This window comes from Streptomyces sp. A0958 (genome assembly GCF_004795035.1).
In the GTDB taxonomy this organism is placed as follows: Bacteria; Actinomycetota; Actinomycetes; order Streptomycetales; family Streptomycetaceae; genus Streptomyces.
On record NZ_SSBK01000011.1, the window covers coordinates 42,792 to 66,257 of the forward strand.

Sequence of the window (23,466 nt, forward strand, 5' to 3'; positions counted from 1 at the left end):
GTTGCGGTACCGGTTCCATAACCGGCCGTTCTCTGAGCCGTTGTGTGCTCTGTCCCGTCCTGTCCTGGAGGCCCCCGATGCGTGTCACCATCGCTGATGTCGCCCGTGAGGCCGGCGTCAGCAAGACGACCGTGTCCCGGGTGATCAACACCAAGGGCGAGGTGGACGGTTCGACGGCCGCCCGTGTTCGTGAAGTGATCGCACAGCTCGGTTACGTACCCAGCTCGGGCGCCGTCGGTCTGGCCCGCGGCAGCAGCCGTACGGTCGGCATGCTGGTGCCCTCGCTGACCTGGCCGTGGATGGGCGAGGTGCTGCAGGGCGTCGTCGACACCGTCGAGGCCGCCGACTACGGGCTGCTGCTGTTCACCTGCAACCGCGGGGCCGAGTCCGTGGAGCGCTTCACCAGCCAGGTGTCGGCGCGGGCCTTCGACGGACTGGTCGTGGTGGAACCCGAGAACACCCTCGACCACCTCACCGAACTGCACCGCGGCGGCCTCCCGATCGTGCTGATCGACGATCGCGGCCACCACCCCGAATTCCCCTCCGTCGTGACCACCAACCACGAAGGAGGCGCGTCGGCCGCCCGTCATCTGCGGGACGCCGGCCGCACCAGGCCCGTCGTGATCACGGGCCCCGAAGGCTTCGGCTGCGTACGCGACCGGCTGGCGGGATTCCTCTCGGTCCTGCCCACCGGCCTCGTCGTCCGCGGGGACTTCACCGAACGCAGCGGCCGGCTGGCCGTGGAGGAACTCCTCGCATCCGGCACGGAGTTCGATTCGGTCTTCGCGCACAACGACATCACCGCGGCAGGCGTGCTGCGGGCGTTGCGCGCCGCGGGGCGGACCGTGCCCGGTGACATCTCGGTGGTCGGCTTCGACGACATCCCGATGGCCGAGCACACCGAACCGCCCCTGACCACCGTGCGCCAGCCCACCCGGCAGATGGGTGAGACGGCCGCACGGATGCTGCTCTCCCACCTCGGCGGCACGCCGGTACCCGACGCCCCGGTCGTGCTGCCCACCGAACTGGTCGTGCGCCACTCGGCGCCCTAGCGGACAGGGCGCCCCCAGGCCCGCACCGCACCCGCTACGCCCGCGCTCGGCGCGCCGAGCGCTGCCCGTTTCCGGATCTCCCAGACCCGCCAGTCCCTCCTGGAGTCGTTATGTCCGCACGCCGTCACACGCTCAGAGCCGCCGCGCTCGCCACCGCGGTGGTCGCACTCGCCGCAGGCTGTTCCTCGGCCAACTCGAACCACAACAAGAACAGCGGCAGCGCCGCCTCGGGCGTCCTGACCCTTGGCAAGCCGGACGGACCGCAGACGAACAACAGCAACCCGTTCCTCAGCACCTCGGCCGGCGCCACCCTCGGCTACCGCTACATGATCTACGAGCCGCTGGCGATGACGAGCCAGATCCGGCCGGCCGACAAGGCCGACCCGTGGCTGGCGACCGAGTGGAAGTGGGACCTCAACTACACCAAGGTCACCTTCACCCTCGACTCCCGGGCCAAGTGGGCCGACGGCAAGCCGCTGACCGCCGAGGACGTGGCGTTCACCTTCGACCTGCTGAAGAAGCACCCGGCGCTCAACGGCAACGGCATCGCCTTCAGCGGGATCAAGGTAAAGGACAAGAAGGTCATCCTGACCTTCGACGAGTCGCAGTACGTCAACCAGAACAAGATCATCCAGCAGTTCATCGTGCCCAAGCACATCTGGGAGGGCGTCAAGGACCCGGAGACCTGGCCCAACCGCACGCCCGTCGGCTCCGGCCCGTACAAGCTGAAGACCTTCACCCCGCAGACCACCACGCTGACCGCCACGCCCACCTACTGGAAGGGCGCGACGAAGGTCAAGGAGCTGCGCTACAGCACGTACAACGACAACAGCGCCGCCACCACCGCGCTGGCCAGCGGCAAGCTGGAGTGGTCGTTCGTCTTCATGCCGGACTACAAGAAGCTGTTCATCGCCAAGGACCCGCAGAACCACAAGCTGTGGTTCCCCTCCGGGCTCGGCATCCACGGCCTGTGGTTCAACACCGCCCGCAAGCCGTTCGACAACCCGGCGCTGCGCAAGGCCATGGCGATGGTCGTGGACCGCAACGCGATCTACACCCAGGCCGAGGCGACGCTCTACCCGGAGATCACCAACCCCACCGGCATCCCGCTGCCCGCCGGTGAGTCGTTCATCGCCCCCGAATACAAGGACGCCAGCACCAAGCCGGACGTCGAGGGCGCCAAGGAGGTCCTGGAGAAGGCCGGCTTCACGCTCAGCGGCGGTGTGCTCAAGGACCCGAGCGGCAAGCCGGTGAAGCTGACCTTCACCGACCCGGCCGGCTGGAACGACTACATCACCGGCCTCGCGATCATCAAGGACAACATCAAGAAGATCGGCATCGAGGCCAAGGTCAAGACGCAGACCGCCGAGGCCTGGGGCACGGACGTCGCCAACGGCAACTTCGACGCCACCCTGCACTGGACCAACAGCGGCGCCACCCCGTACGACATGTACCAGAACATCATGGACGGCGCGCTGCTCCAGCCCATCGGCAAGGCCTCCCAGCTCGGCAACTTCGGCCGCTTCAAGAACACCGAGGCGACCGAGGCGCTGAAGGACTTCGCCCAGGCCACCACGGACACCGCCCGCACCTCGGCGATGAACACCCTCCAGAAGATCATGGTCGAGGAGGCGCCGATGATCCCGACCGCGGCCGCGCCCATCGGGGCGGAGTACTCCACCAAGAACTGGGTGGGCTGGCCCACCGAGGACGACCCGTACGCCGACCCGCAGCACACCCAGCCCTCGTCGCTGGAAGTCGTGCTGAAGCTCAAGCCCTCCAAGTAGGACCAGGGATTCCAGGTACCGGCCATGTCTGAACAGTCAGAGAACAACCACGTCGTGCTCGAAGCACGCGGAGTCACCAAGCACTTCGCCGTGCGGCGCACCGGCCGCGATCTCCTCGCGGGCAAGCGCCGTACCGTCCACGCCGTCGACGACGTCTCGCTGCAACTGCGGCGCGGCACCGTCACGGCACTGGTGGGGGAGTCGGGCTCCGGAAAGTCCACCGTCGCCAGACTGCTCGCCCAGCTGTATCCGCTCACCTCGGGCGAGATCCACCTGGGCGGACAGCCGGTGAAGGCCGGACGTGGCCGGTCCTTCCGTAGTTACGTACGCCGGGTCCAGCTCATCTTCCAGGACCCGTTCGCCTCGCTGAACCCGGTGCACACCGTGCGCTACCACCTGACCCGGTCGCTCAAGATCCACGGCCGGGCGGGCAGCGGCGAGGCGGAACTGGAGAAGAACCTGACCGCTCTGCTGAACCGCGTCCAGCTGACTCCTCCTCATCAGTATCTGGACAAGTTCCCGCACGAGCTGTCGGGAGGTCAGCGCCAGCGCGTGGCCATCGCCCGCGCGCTCGGCGCCGACCCCCAGGTCCTCCTGGCCGACGAGCCGGTCTCGATGCTGGACGTCTCCATCCGGCTCGGGGTGCTCAACCTGCTCAAGGACCTCAAGGACCGGCTCCGCCTCGCGATCCTCTACATCACCCACGACATCGCCTCCGCCCGCTACTTCGCGGACACCACGCTGGTGATGTACGCGGGCCGGATCGTCGAGGGCGGTGACAGCGAGACCGTCACCCAGCGCCCCGCACACCCCTACACCCAGCTGCTCATCGCCTCGGCGCCCGACCCGGACCGGGTGGTCGCCGAGGAGGAGCAGGAGGAGACCGGCAGCGGCGAGCCCCCCTCGCTCATCGAGCCGCCCGCCGGCTGCCGCTTCCACCCCCGCTGCCCCAAGGCGATGGAGCGCTGCCGCACCGAGCTGCCGCCGCGCTTCGACCTGGCCGACGGCCAGTGGGCCGCCTGCTGGCTGTACGAGGGCACCGGCACCGCCCGCACCGACGACCACGAGAAGGAGGCTGCGAAGTGAAGTACCTGCTCCAACGGCTCGCCTTCTACCTGGTCACCGCCTGGGCCGCCATCACGATCAACTTCCTCATCCCGCGGCTGATGCCCGGCGACCCCGTCCAGTCCCTCATCGCCCGCTACCAGGGGCAGCTGGACACGAGTGCCATCGCCTCGCTGAAGGCCCTGTTCGGCCTCGACAAGAAGCAGTCGCTCTGGGAGCAGTACATCGACTACTGGTCGCACCTGCTCCACGGCGACCTCGGCATGTCGTTCACCTTCTTCCCGACGCCGGTCAGCGAGGTCATCGGCCAGGCGCTCCCGTGGACGCTCGTGCTCGTCGGCATCACCACGCTGATCAGCTTCGTCCTCGGCACCGGCATCGGGGTCTTCACCGGCTGGCGGCGCGGCTCCTGGATGGACAGCCTGCTGCCCGTCACCACGTTCATCTCCGCCATCCCGTACTTCTGGCTCGGCCTCATCGCGATCTCGCTGTTCGCCGTCAAGTGGCCGCTCTTCCCCTTCGAGGGCGGGTACGACAACTCCCTGGTGCCGGCCTTCGACTGGCCGTTCATCTCCAGCGCGCTCTACCACGGGGTGCTGCCGGGCGTGACGATCGTCCTCAGCGCCGTGGCCGGCTGGATTCTCGGCATGCGCAACATGATGGTGACCGTCTCCAGCGAGGACTACGTCATGGTCGCCCAGGCCAAGGGCCTCTCCGAGCGCCGGGTGATGTTCGGATACGCGGCACGCAACGCGATCCTGCCCAACATCTCCGGCTTCGCCCTCTCCCTCGGACTCATCGTCGGCGGCACGCTCCTGGTCGAGATGGTCTTCAACTACCCGGGCATCGGCTTCCAGCTCCTCCAGGGCGTGGGCGCCAAGGACTACCCCCTCATGCAGGGCATCTTCCTGATCATCACACTCTCCGTGCTCGTGGCGAACCTCCTCGCCGACGTCCTCTACATGGTCCTCGACCCCCGTACCCGAAGGGAGGCGTAGGGCTATGGCCGTCACCGCCACCGAGGTCGCCGTACTCGACGCGGCCGAAACCCCGGCAGCGAACAAGCGCCGGTTCCGCTTCCTGCGCGGCCGCAAGACCGTCGTCGGACTGTGCATCCTGCTCTTCTTCGTGCTGATCGCGATCATCGGCCCGTGGATCGCCCCGTACGACCCCGACGCGATGAGCAGCGAACTGCTCCAGCCGCCCTCCGGTTCGCACTGGTTCGGCACCACGCACACCGGTCAGGACGTGCTCTCGCAGATCCTCGTCGGCACCCGGGGCGTCCTCGTCGTCGGCTTCGTCGCGGGCATCCTCGCCACGGCCCTGTCCGTGCTGATCGGGGTCACCGCCGGCTTCCTCGGCGGCGTGGCCGACGAGGCGCTGTCGCTGCTGTCCAACGTCTTCCTGGTCATCCCCGGACTGCCGCTGATCATCATCATCGCCAGCTTCGTCTCCGACACCGGCGACCTGCTGATCGCCTTCGTCATCGCCCTCACCTCCTGGGCCTGGGGCGCCCGGGTGCTGCGCGCCCAGACGCTGTCGCTGCGCCGCCGCGACTACGTGGAGGCGGCGCGCGCCACCGGCGAGCCGACCTGGCGGATCATCATCTTCGAGGTGATGCCCAACCTGACCGCCGTCATCGCCTCCGGCTTCGTCGGCACGGTCATCTTCGCGGTCCTCTCCGAGATCACCCTCGCCTTCATCGGCGTCGCCGACATCTCCAACTGGAACTGGGGGACCGTCCTGTTCTGGGCGCAGTCCAACCAGGCACTCGCCCAGGGCGCCTGGTGGTGGTTCGTCCCCGCCGGTCTCTTCATCGCCCTGCTCGGCATGTCCCTCGCGCTCATCAACTTCGGCATCGACGAGTTCGTCAACCCGCGGCTGCGCACCGAGACCGGCGGCTCCCGCAAGGTCCGGATGCGCGTCGGCTTCACCCCGGTGGCCCGTACCGGCACCACCCCGCACAAGGAGACCCGCTCATGAGCGAGCCCGTCCTCACCATCAGCGGCCTCAACGTCGACTACGGGACCGGCGACGACGCCGTCCACGCCCTGCGCGACGTCGACCTCACCCTGCACCGCGGCGAGGTCCTCGGCCTCGCCGGCGAGTCGGGCTCCGGCAAGTCCACCCTCGCCTACGCGGTCACCCGGCTGCTCTCCCCGCCCGGGGTGATCACCGGCGGCGATGTCCACTACCACCAGCGCGACGGCTCCGCCCTGGACCTGCTGGCCCTGTCGGCGACCGAACTGCGCGCCTTCCGCTGGCAGGAGCTGTCGATCGTCTTCCAGGGCGCGATGAACTCCCTCAACCCGGTCCACACGGTCCACAGCCAGCTCACCGACGTCCTCCAGGCCCACCGCCCGGAGATGAGGAAGAACGAGCGCACCGACCGGGCCAAGGAGCTGCTGAACCTGGTCGGGATATCCGCCGACCGGCTCGGCGCCTACCCGCACCAGCTCTCCGGCGGCATGCGCCAGCGCGTGATGATCGCGATGGCGCTCGCCCTGGAACCCGAGATCGTCATCATGGACGAGCCCACCACCGCGCTCGACGTCGTCATGCAGCGCCAGATCCTGCGCCAGCTGATCCGGCTCCGCGAGGAGCTGGGCTTCTCGGTCGTCTTCATCACCCACGACATCTCACTGCTGATCGAGTTCTCCGACCGGATCGCGATCATGTACGGCGGCCGGATCGTCGAGCAGGCCGGCGCCTCCGAGATCTACCGCGACCCCCGCCACCCCTACAGCGCCGGGCTGCTGCACTCCTTCCCCGCCCTGCACGGCCCCCGCCGCGAACTCAGCGGCATCCCCGGCTCGCCCCCGCACCTGTCGGCGATGCCGGCCGGCTGCGCCTTCCACCCCCGCTGCGCCAAGAAGGTCGAGGGCTGCGACACCCACATCCCGGTGCTCGCGACGCCGGGCCGGGACGGCTCCCGCTCGGTGGCCTGCTGGCTCCACCACGAGGCCCCGACGGCCGCCGCCCGTTCGTAGCGCCCCCCGAGCAACGCACACTCCAGGAGAACCATGAACCTCGTCACCCCCCAGGCCTACGCACGCGAGATCGCCGCCCAGGCCGTACCCGGTCTGCCCGCCGACTTCCGCTGGGGCGTCGCCACAGCCGCGTACCAGATCGAGGGCGCGGCGGCCGAGGACGGCAGAACGCCGTCCATCTGGGACACGTACTGCAGGGTGCCGGGCATGGTCGTCCGCGGCGAGAACGGTGACGTGGCGTGCGACCACTACCACCGCATGCCCGAGGACGTGCAGCTCATCGCGGACCTCGGCGTCGACACGTACCGCTTCTCGCTGGCCTGGCCGCGCATCCAGCCCGGCGGCCGGGGCCCCGCCAATCCGAAGGGGCTGGACTTCTACAAGCGTCTGCTCGACGAGCTGGAGGCCAAGGGCATCACCCCCTGGATCACGCTCTACCACTGGGACCTCCCGCAGGAGCTGGAGGACGCGGGCGGCTGGCCGGTCCGCGACACCGCCTACCGCTTCGCCGAGTACGCCGCCCTCGCCTACGACGCCCTGGGCGACCGGGTCAAGCACTGGACCACGCTCAACGAGCCCTGGTGCTCGGCGATGCTCGGTTACGCCTACGGCAACCAGGCGCCCGGCCGGCAGAACTTCGGCGAGGCGATCCACGCCGTCCACCACCTGCTCCTCGGCCACGGCCTCGCCTCCCAGTACCTGCGCGAGCAGGCCGCCGCGCGCGGCAACGAACTGGAGCTCGGCCTCACCCTCAACCTGGGCACCGCGACCCCCGAGACCGACAGCCACGAGGACGCCGAGGCCTGCCGCCGCGCCGACGGACTGGGCGCCCGGATCTACCTCGACCCGGTCGTCAAGGGCGCCTACCCCGAGGACGTCGTCACCGACCTCGCCGCCCAGGGCATCGAACTCCCCGTCCAGGACGGCGACCTGGCCGTCATCTCCACCCCGCTGGACGTCCTCGGCGTCAACTTCTACCGGGGCACGCTCTTCTCCGGGGTCACCGAGGAGGGCGCGGTCACCGACGCCGAGGGACTGCCCGTCACCCGGGCCGTGGAGCGCGACCTGCCGCGCACCGGCATGGACTGGGAGATCACCCCCACTGCCCTCACCGACCTGCTGGTCCGTCTGGAGAAGGACTACGGCCTCCCGACGGTCATCACCGAGAACGGTGCCGCCTTCGACGACACCGTCTCCCCGGACGGCGAGATCCACGATGCCGACCGCACCACGTATCTCGCCGACCACATCGCCGCCGTCGCCGCCGCCCGGACCCAGGGCGCCGACGTCCGGGGGTACTTCGCCTGGTCGCTGATGGACAACTTCGAGTGGTCCTACGGCTACGACAAGCGATTCGGCATCGTCCGCGTCGACTACGACACGCAGGTGCGGACGCTCAAGGACAGCGCCAAGTGGTACCGCGACACCATCCGCCTCACCCGCAACGCGTAGCCGCGCCCGCGCGCGTGGCCGCGCCACCCTCATGGATACGACGACCGGGTCGTGCAGGCGGCCTCCCGCCAGAAGCTGGAGTCCACCCGCGGCCAGTGGGTCCTGGACCACGACCAGTACGTGATCCTCACCCCCTCGTGTCACGCCTCCCCGGCCCGGCTGAACCTCCGCGCGCGGCACGGCACCCGCACCCGCTGTGCCGCGCGCGGCCACCGCACCCAAGGAGCCGCACATGCCACCACGCACCCGTCACCGCGCGAGACCCGCCACCGCCGCGCTGGCCGCCGTCACCGTCCTGGCCGGTCTGCTCGCCGGGGCCGTCCCCAGCGCAGCGGCCCCGGCCGCCGACGATCCGGCGCCCGTCGCCATCGACCGCTTCGAGGGCGAGGTGCCCTTCGCCCAGCAGCCGGCCGAGGGCATCTTCACCTGGGGCGGCGACGCCGACGACCCGCCCACCCTGGAGCTGAAGGAACGCGCGGACGCCCCCGAGGGCGCCAAGGTCCTCGAAGGCAGCTACGACATCAGCGGTTACGGCGGCTTCAGCCACGACTACGCCGCCGACCAGCCCGCCCACGACTGGTCCGCCCACAAGGGCATCCGGTTCTGGTGGTACGGCCAGAACACCGCGCCCCTGCCGCCCGGTTCGGGCAAGCGGATCAGCTTCGAGATCAAGGACGGCGGCGCCGACGGCGAGGCCTCCGAGCTGTGGACGACCTCCTTCACCGACGACTGGGAGGGCTGGCACCAGGTCGAGATCCCCTTCGCCGACTTCACCTACCGCGGCGACTACCAGCCCGTCGGCGGCATCGACCAGGTCCTCGGCCTGAACGAGATGTGGGGCTACGCGCTCACCCTGCCGCCCGGCGCCCCCGGCAAGTTCGCCATGGACGGCATGGAGCTGTACGGCAAGGCCGACGCGGCCCTGAAGGCGAGCGTCGTCACCGACGCGGCCGTGCTCCCGGTCAAGCAGGGCGCCACCGCCACCGTCGGCCTCTCCGTCGCCACGACCGGCTCGGGCCCGCTGGAGGAGCCCGTCACCGTCGCGTACGAGACGACGGGCGGCACCGCGAAGTCCGGCACCGACTTCACCCCGGTCAGCGGCAGCTACACCTTCCCCGCCGGCACCGCGTCCGGCACCACGCACAAGATCGCGGTCACCACCAAGAAGGTCACCGCAGCCGCCTCCGCGAAGACGATCCCGCTCCAGCTGACCGTCACCGGCGCCAAGGCACCCAAGGAGAACCCGCAGGTCGTCATCGACGCCCACGGGCTGCCCTACCAGAACGCGAAGCTGCCGGTGAAGCAGCGGGTCGCCGACCTGCTCGCCCGGATGTCGCCCGCCGAGAAGGCCGGCCAGATGACCCAGGCCGAGCGCAACGCGCTCGCCTCCCAGGGCGACATCGCCACCTACGACCTCGGCTCGCTGCTCTCCGGCGGCGGCTCGGTTCCCACGCCCAACACCCCCGAGGCGTGGGCGAAGATGATCGACGGCTACCAGCTGCGCGCCCAGGCCACCCGCTACCAGATCCCGCTGATCTACGGCGTGGACGCGGTGCACGGCCACAACAACGTGATCGGCTCCACGATCATGCCGCACAACGTCGGCCTCGGCGCCACGCGCGACCCGAAGACCGTCGAGAAGACCGGGGCGATCACCGCGAACGAGGTGCGCGCCACCGGCATCCCGTGGGACTTCGCGCCCTGCCTCTGCGTCTCGCGCGACGAGCGCTGGGGCCGGTCCTACGAGTCCTACGGTGAGGACCCGGCGCTCGTGGAGTCCCTGGAGACGGTCATCCAGGGCATGCAGGGCGCCGCGTCCGGCAAGGACCTCGCCCGCAACGACAAGGTGCTGGCCACCGCCAAGCACTTCGTCGGCGACGGCGGCACGGAGTACGGCTCCTCGACCACCGGTTCGTACCCGATCGACCAGGGCGTCACCAAGGTCACCCGGCAGGAGCTGGAGGCCGTCCACCTCGCGCCCTTCACGGACGCGGTCAAGCGCGGGGTCGGCACGGTCATGCCGTCGTACTCCTCGCTCGACATCATCGGGGACGACGAGGGCCCGGTGAAGATGCACGCCAACGCCGCGATGATCAACGGCGTCCTCAAGGACCGGATGGGCTTCGAGGGCTTCGTCATCAGCGACTGGCAGGCGATCGACCAGATCCCCGGCGACTACGCGAGCGACGTGCGGACCTCCATCAACGCCGGGCTCGACATGATCATGGTCCCCACGGCGTACAAGGACTTCACGAAGACGCTCCAGGACGAGGTCACCGCGGGCCGGATCTCCCAGGCCCGGATCGATGACGCGGTCTCCCGCATCCTGACGCAGAAGTTCAAGCTGGGCCTGTTCGAGAAGCCGTACGCGGACACCTCCAACCTGGACAAGGTCGGCTCGGCCGAACACCGGGCCGTGGCCCGCGAGGCCGCCGCCAAGTCCCAGGTGCTGCTGAAGAACGACGGCGGTGTGCTGCCGCTGAAGTCCTCGCAGAAGGTGTACGTGGCCGGCTCCGACGCCGACGACATCGGCAACCAGGCCGGCGGCTGGACGGTGAGCTGGCAGGGCTCCTCCGGTGCCATCACCCCGGGCACGACGATCCTGTCGGCCATGAAGAAGGACGCCGCCTCCGTCACGTACTCCAAGGACGCGTCCGCCGACACGGCCGGCTACGACGTCGGCGTGGTGGTCGTCGGTGAGACCCCGTACGCGGAGGGCGTCGGAGACGTCGGCAACGGGCACGACCTGGAGCTGTCCGCAGCCGACAAGGCCGCCGTCGACAAGGTGTGCGCCGCGATGAAGTGCGCGGTCCTGATCGTCTCGGGCCGCCCGCAGCTCATCGGGGACCGGCTCGGGGACATCGACGCGCTGGTGGCCTCCTGGCTGCCGGGCACCGAGGGCGACGGCGTGGCCGACGTGCTCTTCGGGAAGCGCGCCTTCACCGGGCAGCTGCCGGTGACCTGGCCGAAGTCCGAGTCCCAGCTGCCGATCAACGTGGGCGACGCGGCGTACGACCCGCAGTTCCCCTACGGCTGGGGGCTCACCACGCTGAACAAGCCCCCGGCGGGCGGCGAGCTCACGCTCACCGCGCTCGCGCTGGCCGCCCAGGTCGCCCAGAAGACCGGTCTCGGCCGGACCGACGTGGGCCGGACCATCGTGGGCCAGGCCCGGCTGCTGGTCCAGCAGAAGATCGGCGGGAAGCTGACCGAGAAGGTGTCCAAGCCGTTCGCGGACGCCGACCACCTGCTGCTCACCGGTGACCTGACCGGTGCGGTGGCGAAGCTCAGGACGGCCTACCGGGCCGCCTGACGGACGCGGAACGGGCGGGCGGCACGGGAGGCCGTCCGCCCGTTCCGCACGTCCGCCCGCTCACCAGCCCGCTTCGCACGCTTGTGCGTTAGCTTGGGAGTATGCGGAACCGGTCGTTCCCCACCTCTGCGGCCCCGTCGCTCCTGGCGGGGCTCCTGATGGTGCTGTCCGCCCTGGCCGTGGTCCTCGCCCCCGCCGCACCGGCCGCGACCGGCGCCTCCACCGTGGACGACGTCGCCCAGGCCCTGCGCAAGGGGCCCGTGTACGTCGACCCGGCCGCGTCCGACCAGCTCTCCCGGGGCCAGGCCGCCGCGCTCACCAAGAAGATCAAGGACGCGGACAAGCCGGTCTTCGTGGCCGTGCTGCCGCAGAGCGCCGCCTTCCCCGAGGACAGCGTCCTGCGCACCCTGCGCACCGACACCGGGATCACCGGCGTCTACGCGATACGCCTCGGCGACGGCTTCAACGCGGGCGCCGACCCGCAGGTGATGTCCCGGAGCGCGGTCATCAACCTCACCGCCGCCGTGAAGACGCCCGGCGCGGACACCGACGCCTCTACCCAGCTCAACGCCTTCGTGGACCGCGCCGTCGAACAGGCCCGGGGCCACGCTCCCGGCTCCTGGGGCGGCGGCGGCTCCCCGGCCGGGCGGGGCTCGACCGCCGCCGGCCTGGCCGTGGCCGGGGGCGTGGTGGTCCTCGGCGGGGCGGCCGCGTACACGGTCGTACGCCGGGGCCGCAGGCGCAGGGAGACCGAGGAGCGGGCCGCGCTCGACAAGCTGCGGGTGGTCGTGGACGAGGACATCACGGCGTACGGCGAGACGCTGGAACGGCTCGACTTCCACCCGGCGGAGGCCGGCGCCGACGACGCGATGCGCGCCGACTACGAACGCGCCCTCGACTCCTACGAGAGCGCCAAGTCCCGCATGGCGCACGCCGGTCACCCCTCGGACGTGCGCGGGGTGACCCAGGCCCTGGAGGACGGGCGCTACTCGCTGGCCGTGCTGGACGCCCGCCGCTCGGGCCGCGAAATCCCGGCCCGCCGCCCGCCCTGCTTCTTCGACCCGCGCCACGGCCCCTCGGTCGCCGACGTCCGCTGGGCCCCGGCCCGTGGCACGGCCCGCGAGGTCCCGGTCTGCGCGGCCGACGAGGTACGGCTGCGCGACGGCGAGGACCCGATGAGCCGCACCGTCGAGATGGGCGACGGCACCCGCCGCCCCTACTGGGAGGCGGGCCCGGCCTACGGCCCCTGGGCGGGCGGCTACTTCGGCGGCGGCCTGCTCCCCGGCCTCCTGGTTGGCACCATGCTCGGCTCGATGCTTGCCACCCCGGCCTACGCGGCGGACTACGGGGGCGGCGACTTCGGCGGGGGTGACTTCTCGGGCGGTGACTTCTCCGGCTCCGACTTCGACGCGTCCGGCTTCGGCGGCGGAGGCTTCGGTGACGGCGGAGGTTTCGGTGACGGGGGCGGCTTCGGCGGCGGCGGTGACTTCGGGGGCGGCTTCTGACGCCCCCGCGCAGGCCATGAGCAAGGGGTGCGGGACCAGATTCCCGCACCCCTTACTGTGCGCAACGAGCAGGCCGGCTCAGCCGCGACCGCCGTGGGCGCGCTCGAAGGAGGCGAAGGCCACCTCCTGGCGCCACTCGGTCGCCGCCTTCGGGCTGGCGGCCAGGTACTGGGCGCAGCGCGCGCTCGGGCGGCCGTCACCGGGGCGGTCGGCCCGGCAGGCGGACACCGGCCGGTAGCCGGAGGGCGCGGAACCGGCGGCCCACAGGCTGCGGCCGTCGCGGAACGCGTACTCCAGCGAGGCGCGGGCCAGGTCCTTCAGCTCGGTGTACGACAGGCTGTACGTCTCGGCGGCGTACTGGTACTCGTGGCTGATGTCGATCCGCGAGACTCCCGGGTCGTCGGTGGACAGCACGATCGGGACGCCGTAGCGGCGGTACGCGTTGAACGGGTGGTCGTCGCCCGCGATGCCTAGGATCTGCTTGTTGCTGGAGAACGGCACCTCGACGGCGACGTGGCGCCGGGCCATCGTCCGGGCCAGCTGCCGCCAGTCGTCCTCGTGGACCAGGTCCACACCGTGCCCGATGCGCTCGGCCCCGGCGACCCGCACGGCCTCGTTGATGTGGAAGGTCAGGTCCTCCGGCTTGACCAGGCCGGGCGCCAGCTCACCGGCGTGCAGCGTGAGGTGGGCGCCCGGGTACTGCCCGCGCAGGTACTTCAGCATCCGCATCTGGAGGCTGTAGTCGCGCAGCGAGGTCTCGCCGTCCTCCGGCTGTACGAGGTTGACCGCGACGAACCTCGGGTCGCGCTCGGCCAGCCGCATGCCGACCGCGATCTGCGTGAACACGCGGGCCGGGCTGCTGCCCCGGGAGACCTGGGAGATCCACCGGACGGGCAGCCGGCAGGCGGGGGCGGGGCGCGGGGTGTCGCAGTGCGCGGTCTGTCGGAACTGGACGTCGGAGTCGTCGGCCTCCTTGACCCCCTCGTCCACCACCCGGTCGAGCTGTCCGCCGGCCAGGAGCTTGCGGTGGAGCGCGGCCAGGTCGGCGTCGTAGCCCACCGTGTCGGCCAGCTTCTTGGCGCTGTCCGAGGCCGGGCTGACCATCGTCTCCAGATAGAACTGGTTCTGCTTGACGGCGGTGTCGGCGACGTTGGCCAGCATCTTGCCCCGGTCGTACCAGGTCGCCATGGAGAACTTGCCGAAGGTGTCGAAGAAGTGGTCGTGGCCGGACCGGTCGGCCGGGAAGTCCTGCATCGACCAGGCCCGGACGATCTGCTGCCGGAACGCGCTGTCCGTCCGCGCGTCGGCGGCGGGCCGGGTGCCCGAGCCGCACGGCGGGGCCACCGCAGTCATCGTCGCGTCGATGCACAGGTCGTGGTCGATCGCGAGCTTGATCAGGTACTCGGTCGTGACCGCGCCCGACAGGTGGTTGTGCAGGTCACCGCCCTTGGGCAGGTCCTTGAAGAAGGCCCGCAGCCGCGCGGGCCGGTTCCGCGCGTCCCGGAGATAGGCGGCGGTCGCACGCTCGGCCGGGGTCACCACGCGGGGCGAGGAGTCCGGTAGCGGCGCGGCGGTCGCCGGGATCGCCGGGAGCAGGGTCAGGACGGCGAGCGCGCCGCCGAATCCGGCCAGCAGGGTGGACTTGGGACGGCGTGCCGTCCGATGGGTAATGATCACCGCCGAATGATCGCTTCCGGTGAGAGCATTTCCCATCGAATCCCGCATACCGCCGGAAACGTCCACTCGATCGAGTGCGCGGACCTACCCGTCAGTTCGGAAAACTTCCGTCGAGTGCCGGTCGTTCGTACAGCTCATCAAGGCGGAGAGAGGTGTAGACCACTAATGGCAACGGAAAACTATTTACCGCCCACCCGGTTCTGTGGCTCACTATGTCGTGTTCGCGACAACAACGCGCGTAGACCGTCGCCGGACAACCTGTCCCCCCACAAGCAGGAGGCCGCCGTGTTCCCCCGCAGCATTTCCCTCAAGCCCACCCAGAAGAGACTCACCGTGGCCGGTGTCATCGGCACGAGCGCCGTGCTGCTGCTCGGCCTGATGTCCGGCGGCACCGCGTCGGCGGCGCCCGCGCCGGCCAACCCCGTGCCGTACGGCCAGGGTTACATGGGCGTCGGCTACATCCAGGACGCCAAGGACTTCAAGCCGGACACCCGGCAGCCGCACCTCGACCCCGGCGCCGACCTCAAGGCGAACCCCGAGGGCATCGACGTCTCCAGCTGGCAGGGCGGCATCAACTGGAGCTCGGTGCGCGGCGCGGGCATCGAGTTCGCCTGGATGAAGGCGACCGAGGGTCTGACGTACAAGGACTCGACGTTCAATGCCAACTACCTGAACGCCTACAACGCCGGTGTGATCCGGGGTGCGTACCACTACGCGCGGCCGGACGTCTCCGGCGGCGCGGCCCAGGCGGACTTCTTCGCCAGTAACGGGGGCGCCTGGTCCCGCGACAACCTCACGCTCCCCGGCGTGCTCGACATCGAGGGCACCTGCTACGGCTACTCCCAGGCCGGCATGCAGCAGTGGATTCTCGACTTCTACAACCAGTACAAGGCCCGCACCGGCCGTGACGTCGTGATCTACACCAGCCCGAGCTGGTGGAACAACTGCACCGGCGGCTGGAGCGGCATGTCCGCCCGCAGCCCCCTGTGGGTCGCGAACTGGACCACCGGCACCCCCAGCATCCCGTCGGGCTTCCCCTTCTACACGGTCTGGCAGTACACCTCCACCGGCGCGGTGAACGGTGTCTCCGGCAACGTCGACCGCGACCGCTTCAGCGGTGACCGCTCCCGCCTGCTGGCTCTGGCGAACAACACCCCGTGACGGCGGATGCCGCACCACATCGCCCCCTCCCCGGGCGTGGCCCCTGAATGAGGGGTACGTGGGCCGGAGCGGCCGTGACCGGCTGCTCCGGCCCTCGTACGTCCTCCCCGAGCCCCGCCCGGCTCCACGAGACCGTTCACGAAGGAGCACGACATGACATCCCCCCTCAGCAGGCGCGGCGCCCTGATCGCCGGGGCGGCGGCCCTGGCCGCCGGACTGGGACCGGCGGCCTCCGAGGCCGCCGCACGCGCGCCCGAGGTGGCGCGCCCCCGCTTCTCCGCCCTGTCCCCGCAGCAGCGCGCCGGGCAGTGCGTCATCCACTCCTACCCCGGCCTCACGCCCCCCACCTCCCTGATGAACGCCATCGAGGAGGGCCGCACGGCCGGGGTGATCTTCTTCGGCGAGAACATCCAGAGCCTGAGCCAGATCGAGAGCGTCATCAAGTCGATGAACGCGGCCCACGCCTCGTCGCCCGTGAAGGCCCCGCTGCTCCTGATGACCGACCAGGAGGGCGGCATGGTCCGCCGCCTGCCCGGGGAGCCCGTCATGTCCGCCAAGGACGTCGGCGCCTCCGCCGACCCGCACCAGTGGGCCGACTTCACCGGCAGCGGCGCGGGCCTGAACCTCGCGGGCATCGGCATGAACGTCAACCTCGCGCCGGTCCTCGACGTCTACCGCGCGGACGGCGACTTCACGGACCAGTACAAGCGGTCCTACAGCAAGTCGGCCGCCGCGGTGGCCAGTTGCGGCAAGACCTTCATCACCGCCCAGCAGGCCGTCGGTGTCGCCGCCACCGCCAAGCACTTCCCGGGCCTCGGCCCGGCCACCGCCAGCCAGAACACCGACCTGCGCCCCGTCACGATCACCACGTCCGCGGCCACCCTGCGCAGCGTGGACGAGGCTCCGTACAAGGCCGCCATCGACGCCGGCACCAAGCTCGTCATGCTGTCCTGGGCCATCTACAGCGCGCTGGACCCCAGCCGCCCCGCCGGTCTGTCCCCGACCGTCGTCGGCGAGCTGCGCAACCGCCTCGGCTACACCGGTGTCACCATCACCGACGCGCTGGAGGCGGGCGCCCTCCAGCCCTTCGGCAGCACCTCGCAGGTCGCCGTCAAGGCCGCCGCCGCGGGCATGGACCTGCTGCTCTGCTCCTCGCGCAGTGTCTCCCAGGGAGACGAGGCGGTGACCGCCCTGAGCGACGCGCTCGGGACCGGCGCGCTGGACGCGGCGGCGTTCGAAGCCGCCGCCGCACGCGTCAACGCCCTGCGCGCGGGCCTGTAGCTAGACGTTCGCCCGGAGGAACGCGGTCCAGGCGTGCGGCGGGACGGTGAGGACCGGCCCGTCGCTCACCTTGGAGTCCCGGACATGCACGGCAGCGGGGTGGGCGGCGACCTCTACGCAGTTGCCGCCCTCGCTGCCGCTGTAGCTTGACTTGAACCAACTGAGGCCGGTGGCGTGTGCTGCGCGAGTCATCTCTCTCCAAGCAGGTCATCCAGTAGGCGAACGCTCTCCTCGGGCGAGAGCGCCTGCGATCGGAGCATCCCACATTTCTGCAGGAGGACGCTGACCTCATCCGGGTCATCGACCAGGAAGCTCACGCGCTGGCCTTCGATATAAGCCAGTTGATCGTGATCGGGGGTCTCCAGAAGCACCATCGGGCCGTCTAGGGCGGCGTGCGTCTGGCGCGCTGTCGGCACGATCTGGATGCTGAGAAAGGGGAGCCGGGCGTACTCGCGAAGGCATCTGATCTGCTCGCGCAGGACCTCGGGCCCTCCGATGGGCCGGTGCAGCACCACCTCCTCGATGAGGAAGGTCAGCATCGGTCGCGGCTTGCGCTCCAGGAGAGCCCGCCGGTTCAGCCGGTTGGCCACCCGCTCGTCCACCTCCTCGGCCTCAAGAGGAGGATAGAGAGAGCCGAAGACCGCTCGTGCGTACTCCTCGGTCTGGAGAAGCCCGGGCACCACCTGATTCTCGTACGACAGCAGGGTCAGGGCCTCCTGCTCGTACTCCACGAAGTCCTGGACGAACGCCGGGAACCGCTCCTTCTCCGGCACCTTGGTGACCGCGACCTGCAACGCCCCCTTGGTATCCAGCAGTTCGTCCAACAGGATGGCGAAGTCCAACTGGAGCGGCCGCCGCCCCTGCTCGATCGACGCGATCGTGTCCTCACTGACCCGGCACCGGTCCGCGAGGGCCGCCTGTGTCAGCCCGGCCGCTCTGCGGAAGGTCGCGAGCTGCGCGCCGATCACGTGCCAGGACGTGACGCGCTTCCTCTTCGTCTGCTTCGCCTGCTGCATGCAGTCCCTCTCCCCGTCCGGGCCTCTCGACGACCCGTCAGAGGTCGTACATCGACTCCGTACGACCTGACTCACTGCATAACCGTAGTGACGTTATGTGACCTTCGCCTCATGAACGAAACAACTCAACTCCCCGACCTCCGCGAGGCTTTCTACCGCCGCGAGCGCAGGTCGGTGCCGCTCGTACGGAAGTTCGTACGGGAGGCGCTGGCCGACTGGGCGTGCGAGGAGCGCAAGGTGTGCGCGGACGATGTGCTGCTCTGCGTGAGCGAACTCGCGACCAACGCGCTCGTGCACGGCGTGCCGCCGGGGCGCGGGTTCCGGCTGTTCCTGTACTGGGAGAAGGCCGAGGGCCGGCTCCGGGTCGAGATGCACGACAGCGGGGACGGTGAGGTGCCGGAGGCCGTGCCGTGCCCCGAGCCGACCGCCGAGGGCGGGCGCGGGCTGATGCTGGTGGCGGCGCTCGCCGAGGCGTGGGGGGTCGGGGAGCGGAATCCGGGGAAGATCGTGTGGTGCGAGTTTGCCGCACCGGCAAGGATGTTTGCCGAGGTGACGGGCGGGGCGCACCATCTCCGGTAGATGGAGGTGTGCGCATGAGCGACATGACGCAGATGTACGACGTGGTGGTCATCGGCGGCGGGGCCGCGGGTCTGAGCGGGGCACTGGCCCTGGCGCGGGCCCGCCGGTCGGTGCTGGTGATCGACGCGGGCAGGCCGCGCAACGCCCCCGCGTCCCACGTGCACAACTACCTGGGCCGCGAGGGCACGCCGCCCGCGGAGCTCCTGGCGGTCGGCCGGGACGAGGTGACCGGCTACGGGGCCGAGATCGTGGAGGGCGAGGTCACGGTGGCCGAGAGGCTGCCGGAGGGGGCCGGGTTCCGGGTCGTACGGGGGGACGGGACGGCCGTGACGGCGCGCCGGCTGCTCGTCACGACCGGTCTGGTGGACGAGCTGCCGCCGATCCCGGGCCTGGCCGAGCGCTGGGGCCACGAGGTGCTGCACTGCCCGTACTGCCACGGCTGGGAGGTCAGGGACTCGGCGATCGGCGTCGTGGCTTCGAGCCCGATGGCCGTGCACCAGGCGCTGCTGTGGCGGCAGTGGAGCGACGACGTCACGCTCTTCCTGCACCGGGGCCCGGAGCCCAGCGACGAGGAGTACGAGCAGCTGGCCGCGCGGGGCATCGCGGTCGTGGACGGCGAGGTGGCCGGTGTGGAGGTGGGCGGCGACCGGCTGACCGGGGTGCGGCTGGCGGGCGGCCGGGTGGTGGCGCGGGACGCGGTGGTCGTACAGCCGCGGTTCACGGCGCGTTCCGGCGTACTCGAAAGCCTCGGGCTGCGGCCGACCCCGCTGGAGATGGGCGGGCGCACCCTCGGTACGTACATCGAGGCCGATCCGACCGGCGCGACGGACGTGCCCGGGGTGTGGGTGGCCGGCAATGTGGCGAGCCTGATGGAGCAGGTCATCGGCTCGGCGGCGGCCGGGCTGAAGGCGGGATCGGCCATCAACGGGGACCTCGTCACCGAGGACACCCGGCGCGCGGTCGAGGCGCGCAACGCACCCTCGGACGCGGAGCTGTGGGACAACCGCTACCGGGAGAGCCACCGCATCTGGAGCGGCAACCCCAACACGGTGCTCGTCCGCGAGACCGAGGACCTGAATCCGGGCCGGGCGCTGGACCTCGGATGCGGGGAGGGGGCCGACGCGGTCTGGCTGGCGCGGCAGGGCTGGCAGGTCACGGCGACGGACATCTCGCGCGTCGCGCTGGCGCGGGCCGCCGAACACGCGGCCGATGCGGAGGTCTCCGAGATGGTCGACTGGCAGTTCCACGACCTGGGGGCCTCGTTCCCCGAGGGCGAGTACGACCTCGTGTCGGCGCAGTTCCTGCACTCCATGGGCGACCTGCCGCGCGAGCGGATTCTGCGCCGGGCGGCGCGGGCGGTCGCGCCCGGCGGGGTGCTCCTGATCGTCGGGCACGCGGGCTTCCCGCCGTGGGACCACCACCACGCGGAAATGCGGCTCCCGACCACCGACGAGGTGCTGGCCTCGCTCGAACTGCCGGAGGGGGAGTGGGAGGTGCTGCTCAGCGCGGAGCACGAGCGGGTCCAGAACGACCCGGACGGCAACCCCGTCACCCGTACGGACAACGCGCTCAAGGTCCGGCGCCGCTGACCGGAGGCCGTATAGGGCGTGGACTGTCCTATACGGCTTCTAGCGTCGTTCGTGAAGGCGGAACAAGAACGACGAAGGGCAGATCCATGAGCGACACCGCGACGGACACCGGCGCGACGGCCACCACGCCCGGCGTGGACGGTGAGCGTGCCGAACTGCTGGAGGCGCTGGCCAAGCAGCGGCACTTCCTGCGGTTCACCGCACGCGACCTGACGGACGAGCAGGCCGGGCAGCGGACCACCGCGAGCGCGCTGTGCGTGGGCGGGCTCATCAAGCACGTCACGAACGCCGAACGGAGCTGGGCGAACTTCATGGTGGAAGGGGCCGCGAGCATGCCCGACTTCACCGCGATGACGGAGGCCGACTTCGCGGAGCGGGCCGAATCATTCGCGATGCAGCCGGGGGAGACCCTGGCGGGCGTGCTGGAGGCGTACGCCGAGGTGGCCCGCCGTACCGACGAGCTGATCGCCTCGCTGCCCGACCTCGGCGTCACGCACGCCCTGCCGAAGGCCCCGTGGTTCGACGGGGACGCGCGGTGGTCGGTCCGCCGTGCGGTGCTGCACGTGCTGGCCGAGACCGCGCAGCACGCCGGTCACGCCGACATCATCCGCGAGGCGCTGGACGGCGCCCAGAGCATGGCCTGACCGGCGCCCGTACCGCCCGGCACGCCGAGCGCCCGCCGTCCTCCCCGGAAAGGGGCGGGCGGCGGGCGCGCTCGGTCGGGGGACGGTCCCCGGGAGGATCAGGCCTGCGGGGCGGCGGCCTTGATCGCAGAGATGTCGAAGTTCAGCTTCACCTTGTCGCTGACCATCACACCGCCGGTCTCCAGCGCCGCGTTCCAGGTCAGGCCCCAGTCGGAGCGCAGGATCTCCGCGCTGCCCTCGAAGCCGACGCGCTCGTTGCCGTAGACGTCGGTGGCGGAGCCGTTGAACTCCAGGTCGATGGAGAGCGGGCGGCTCACGTCCTTGATGGTCAGGTCGCCGGTGACGCGGTACTTCTCGCCGCCCAGCTGCTCGGCGGACGTCGAGCGGAACGTCATCAGGGGGAACTTCTCGGCGTCGAAGAAGTCGCCGCTGACCAGGTGGGCGTCGCGGTCGGCGATGCCCGTGTCCACGCTGGCGATCTTGACGTCGATCGAGGCGGCCGAGGCGGCCGGGTCGGAGCCGTTCAGCTTCAGGGAGCCCTCGTGCTCGCCGAAGGAGCCGCGCACGTTGGTGACCATGGCGTGCCGCACGGTGAAGCCGATGCTGCTGTGGGCCGGGTCGATCGTGTACTCACCCGTGAGGGCGGCCAGGGCGGGGTCGACGTCGACCGTGGTCGTAGCGGTCGCGGCGTCGTTGGTCTTGCGGTTGAACAGAGCCATGGCTCCTCCTCGGGGACGGGGCCGAGCGGACTCGACCATTTGTTTAACCTTCAACGACATTCACTCTAGACCCATCTTGTTCAAAGTTCAACATCTATGGCGAAGACTGTTGCGCCCGGCGCCAGGTGTTCACGCGGCCGTTACGGCGGGCCCTTCGGTGACGCGCGTAGAACTCGGGCGCCACGGGCTGCGCGGTGACGGGGCGCCCCCGTGCGAGTCCGCTTCCGGGCCACGGGCGGGAATGGGCGGGAAGCAGTGGACAAGCGTGTGCCCCCGTCCCGCCCGGACGGGGGCACACGCGGCCTGGAGGCGCCTACGGTGTCGTCAGGAGCCGACGCTCACCGTGAACCGGCGCGGGTTGCCGTCGTTCGCGGCGCCCGAGACGTCCGGCTCGCCGTCCGGGCGTACGTCGTCGTACGGGAAGGCGTACCCGATCGGGCTGTTGGCGTGGACGATCCGCGACCAGTGGTTGGTCACCGCGCCCTGGTAGTAGTCGGCCACCGAGGTGCCGTTCGGCTGGTCGGGGTGGCTGAGCATGATCGAGCGGTTGAAGCCGGCCGCGAGCCGGGCGAGCAGGGCCTTCTTGTCGTCGTTGTCCGCCGGGTTGTTGGTGAAGGGCCCGTGGTTGCAGGTGAAGACGTCCTTGGAGACGGGCTTGGGGAAGGTGTGCCCGCCGTCGAACGTCAGGGTGTCGCCGCTGACCCGGCCGGTGCGGACGCCGCGCCCGCCCTGGAGGTCGATGCGCAGGTCCGTCGAGCGGTACTTCTCCCAGACCTCGTCGATCTGCGCGGTGAACAGGTCGCGGAACGGCATCTCGTCCGGGCGGTCGAAGTACGGCGCCATGAGGTTCTGCGGCGAGACGACCCGCAGCACGTTGCCGTCCGAGCCGCGCGTCACCAGCTGGTCCCAGGGCTGGCCGTCGGCCGCCGCCTGGGCGATCAGGCCGTCCGCGATGCGCTGCACGGCGCCGTCCGGGAGCGGGGCCACGGTGTGCGTGGAGTCGCCCTCCAGGGTCAGGCCGATCGGCAGGGCCGTCACCAGGTCGACGTAGCTGATGTTGGCGTACAGCTGCTGCGGGTTGAACGTGAACTCGCAGAACGACCAGGTGCGCCCGTAGTTCGGGTCCGTGGAGGTGGCGAAGGCCGGCTCGACCAGGGCCGGGCCCGGGTTGAGGTAGAAGTCCAGGGTGTCGTCGCGCACGAAGTAGACCCGGGCACCGTACATCTGAGGCAGAGTCAGCACGACGGGCCCGGCGCCCGCCCCGTTCAGCGGGATGGCGCAGTCCACCGGGAGCGGGGTCTGCGGGGCGCCGGGGGAGTCCGGGTGGTAGACGCTGCCGTCGGCGCGCAGCAGGACCCAGCGGTCGGTGCCCTGCTCGTGGCCGGTGACGTAGGCGTTGACGCGGCCGGGCAGGGAGCGGTTCTCCAGCGCCAGTTCGCAGGTGGCCGCAGACGCCGACGCGCTCGGGCTCAGGGCACTGCCCCAGAGGGGGTAGGTGAGGGCGGTGGCGGTGGCGGCGGCGCCGCCCGTGAGGAACTTCCGGCGCGAAATCATGAGGCGACTCCGGGGGTGCGTGGGGGGTGCGTGGGGGGCGCGGACGGATGGGCCGAGCGGGGAGGTGGAACGGGGGCGTCCGCGG

Annotated in this window: 19 protein-coding genes; 14 read left to right on the plus strand and 5 right to left on the minus strand. The window is 70.6% G+C overall.

The genetic code is table 11. The features are described from left to right. Positions 1-77 precede the first annotated feature (77 nt). The 9 genes from E6P78_RS13965 to E6P78_RS14005 all read left to right on the plus strand — a co-directional run bounded on the left by E6P78_RS13965 (position 78) and on the right by E6P78_RS14005 (position 13,161). Positions 78-1,052 (plus strand): LacI family DNA-binding transcriptional regulator, encoded by a 975-nt coding sequence (locus tag E6P78_RS13965; RefSeq protein WP_136203901.1) that lies wholly within the window; start codon positions 78-80, stop codon positions 1,050-1,052. A gap of 110 nt (positions 1,053-1,162) precedes the next feature. Beyond that, complete coding sequence (locus E6P78_RS13970; protein ID WP_136203902.1) at positions 1,163-2,839, plus strand: ABC transporter substrate-binding protein; 1,677 nt, start codon at positions 1,163-1,165, stop codon at positions 2,837-2,839. Between the two features lie 24 nt (positions 2,840-2,863). Then, positions 2,864-3,925 (plus strand): ABC transporter ATP-binding protein, encoded by a 1,062-nt coding sequence (locus E6P78_RS13975; protein WP_136203903.1) that lies wholly within the window; start codon positions 2,864-2,866, stop codon positions 3,923-3,925. After that, entirely contained in the window at positions 3,922-4,902 is a 981-nt protein-coding gene (locus E6P78_RS13980) for an ABC transporter permease (protein ID WP_136203904.1), read from the plus strand. The genes E6P78_RS13975 and E6P78_RS13980 overlap by 4 nt, the downstream gene beginning before the upstream one ends. Before the next feature lie 4 nt (positions 4,903-4,906). After that, positions 4,907-5,887: an ABC transporter permease gene (locus E6P78_RS13985; protein ID WP_136203905.1), complete on the plus strand. Its 981-nt coding sequence runs from the start codon at positions 4,907-4,909 to the stop codon at positions 5,885-5,887. Beyond that, positions 5,884-6,894, plus strand: a complete 1,011-nt coding sequence (locus tag E6P78_RS13990) for an ABC transporter ATP-binding protein (protein WP_136203906.1) — start codon at positions 5,884-5,886, stop codon at positions 6,892-6,894. The genes E6P78_RS13985 and E6P78_RS13990 overlap by 4 nt, the downstream gene beginning before the upstream one ends. A gap of 33 nt (positions 6,895-6,927) precedes the next feature. Continuing rightward, complete coding sequence (locus E6P78_RS13995; RefSeq protein ID WP_136203907.1) at positions 6,928-8,346, plus strand: GH1 family beta-glucosidase; 1,419 nt, start codon at positions 6,928-6,930, stop codon at positions 8,344-8,346. Positions 8,347-8,578: 232 nt separating this feature from the next. Then, complete coding sequence (locus E6P78_RS14000; protein ID WP_136203908.1) at positions 8,579-11,656, plus strand: glycoside hydrolase family 3 N-terminal domain-containing protein; 3,078 nt, start codon at positions 8,579-8,581, stop codon at positions 11,654-11,656. Between the two features lie 101 nt (positions 11,657-11,757). Further along, positions 11,758-13,161, plus strand: a complete 1,404-nt coding sequence (locus E6P78_RS14005; RefSeq protein ID WP_136203909.1) for a hypothetical protein — start codon at positions 11,758-11,760, stop codon at positions 13,159-13,161. A 78-nt stretch (positions 13,162-13,239) separates the two neighbouring features. On the opposite strand, the gene E6P78_RS14010 is transcribed toward E6P78_RS14005, so the two are convergent. Then, positions 13,240-14,838: an adenosine deaminase gene (locus E6P78_RS14010; protein ID WP_136203910.1), complete on the minus strand. Its 1,599-nt coding sequence runs from the start codon at positions 14,836-14,838 to the stop codon at positions 13,240-13,242. A 285-nt stretch (positions 14,839-15,123) separates the two neighbouring features. Here E6P78_RS14010 and E6P78_RS14015 point away from each other — a divergent pair, with 285 nt between their 5' ends. Further along, a complete protein-coding gene (locus E6P78_RS14015; RefSeq protein ID WP_168712620.1) occupies positions 15,124-15,999 on the plus strand; it encodes a GH25 family lysozyme in 876 nt (291 codons plus the stop codon). Positions 16,000-16,152: 153 nt separating this feature from the next. Continuing rightward, the gene (locus E6P78_RS14020) at positions 16,153-17,280 is read left to right on the plus strand and encodes a glycoside hydrolase family 3 N-terminal domain-containing protein (RefSeq protein WP_136203911.1); all 1,128 of its coding nucleotides are present in this window, start codon (positions 16,153-16,155) and stop codon (positions 17,278-17,280) included. Here E6P78_RS14020 and E6P78_RS14025 read toward each other — a convergent pair whose 3' ends face one another. Together E6P78_RS14025 and E6P78_RS14030 are read right to left on the minus strand one after the other, a co-directional pair. Continuing rightward, entirely contained in the window at positions 17,281-17,472 is a 192-nt protein-coding gene (locus E6P78_RS14025) for a DUF397 domain-containing protein (RefSeq protein WP_136203912.1), read from the minus strand. It abuts the gene before it with no gap. Then, positions 17,469-18,296 (minus strand): helix-turn-helix transcriptional regulator, encoded by an 828-nt coding sequence (locus tag E6P78_RS14030; protein ID WP_136203913.1) that lies wholly within the window; start codon positions 18,294-18,296, stop codon positions 17,469-17,471. Before E6P78_RS14030 ends, E6P78_RS14025 begins: the two co-directional genes overlap by 4 nt. Positions 18,297-18,407: 111 nt before the next feature. Here E6P78_RS14030 and E6P78_RS14035 point away from each other — a divergent pair, with 111 nt between their 5' ends. The 3 genes from E6P78_RS14035 to E6P78_RS14045 all read left to right on the plus strand — a co-directional run bounded on the left by E6P78_RS14035 (position 18,408) and on the right by E6P78_RS14045 (position 21,108). Next, entirely contained in the window at positions 18,408-18,875 is a 468-nt protein-coding gene (locus E6P78_RS14035) for an ATP-binding protein (protein ID WP_136203914.1), read from the plus strand. A gap of 14 nt (positions 18,876-18,889) precedes the next feature. Then, positions 18,890-20,464 (plus strand): FAD-dependent oxidoreductase, encoded by a 1,575-nt coding sequence (locus E6P78_RS14040; protein ID WP_136203915.1) that lies wholly within the window; start codon positions 18,890-18,892, stop codon positions 20,462-20,464. A gap of 86 nt (positions 20,465-20,550) precedes the next feature. Next, complete coding sequence (locus tag E6P78_RS14045) at positions 20,551-21,108, plus strand: DinB family protein (protein ID WP_136203916.1); 558 nt, start codon at positions 20,551-20,553, stop codon at positions 21,106-21,108. A gap of 98 nt (positions 21,109-21,206) precedes the next feature. On the opposite strand, the gene E6P78_RS14050 is transcribed toward E6P78_RS14045, so the two are convergent. Then, positions 21,207-21,827, minus strand: coding sequence for a YceI family protein (locus tag E6P78_RS14050; protein ID WP_136203917.1), 621 nt, complete (start codon positions 21,825-21,827; stop codon positions 21,207-21,209). 324 nt (positions 21,828-22,151) lie between these two features. Beyond that, entirely contained in the window at positions 22,152-23,381 is a 1,230-nt protein-coding gene (locus tag E6P78_RS14055) for a glycoside hydrolase family 64 protein (RefSeq protein ID WP_136203918.1), read from the minus strand. Between the last annotated feature and the right edge of the window lie 85 nt (positions 23,382-23,466).

Bases quoted from the DNA above. Each gene is read 5' to 3' on its own strand.
- E6P78_RS13970 (WP_136203902.1), top strand. From the start codon at position 1,163: ATGTCCGCACGCCGTCACACGCTCAGAGCCGCCGCGCTCGCCACCGCG.
- E6P78_RS14040 (WP_136203915.1), top strand. From the start codon at position 18,890: ATGAGCGACATGACGCAGATGTACGACGTGGTGGTCATCGGCGGCGGG.
- E6P78_RS14050 (WP_136203917.1), bottom strand. From the start codon at position 21,827: ATGGCTCTGTTCAACCGCAAGACCAACGACGCCGCGACCGCTACGACC.
- E6P78_RS13975 (WP_136203903.1), top strand. From the start codon at position 2,864: ATGTCTGAACAGTCAGAGAACAACCACGTCGTGCTCGAAGCACGCGGA.
- E6P78_RS14005 (WP_136203909.1), top strand. From the start codon at position 11,758: ATGCGGAACCGGTCGTTCCCCACCTCTGCGGCCCCGTCGCTCCTGGCG.
- E6P78_RS14055 (WP_136203918.1), bottom strand. From the start codon at position 23,381: ATGATTTCGCGCCGGAAGTTCCTCACGGGCGGCGCCGCCGCCACCGCC.
- E6P78_RS14025 (WP_136203912.1), bottom strand. From the start codon at position 17,472: ATGACTCGCGCAGCACACGCCACCGGCCTCAGTTGGTTCAAGTCAAGC.
- E6P78_RS13995 (WP_136203907.1), top strand. From the start codon at position 6,928: ATGAACCTCGTCACCCCCCAGGCCTACGCACGCGAGATCGCCGCCCAG.
- E6P78_RS14020 (WP_136203911.1), top strand. From the start codon at position 16,153: ATGACATCCCCCCTCAGCAGGCGCGGCGCCCTGATCGCCGGGGCGGCG.
- E6P78_RS14035 (WP_136203914.1), top strand. From the start codon at position 18,408: ATGAACGAAACAACTCAACTCCCCGACCTCCGCGAGGCTTTCTACCGC.
- E6P78_RS14045 (WP_136203916.1), top strand. From the start codon at position 20,551: ATGAGCGACACCGCGACGGACACCGGCGCGACGGCCACCACGCCCGGC.
- E6P78_RS14000 (WP_136203908.1), top strand. From the start codon at position 8,579: ATGCCACCACGCACCCGTCACCGCGCGAGACCCGCCACCGCCGCGCTG.
- E6P78_RS14030 (WP_136203913.1), bottom strand. From the start codon at position 18,296: ATGCAGCAGGCGAAGCAGACGAAGAGGAAGCGCGTCACGTCCTGGCAC.
- E6P78_RS13985 (WP_136203905.1), top strand. From the start codon at position 4,907: ATGGCCGTCACCGCCACCGAGGTCGCCGTACTCGACGCGGCCGAAACC.
- E6P78_RS13990 (WP_136203906.1), top strand. From the start codon at position 5,884: ATGAGCGAGCCCGTCCTCACCATCAGCGGCCTCAACGTCGACTACGGG.
- E6P78_RS13965 (WP_136203901.1), top strand. From the start codon at position 78: ATGCGTGTCACCATCGCTGATGTCGCCCGTGAGGCCGGCGTCAGCAAG.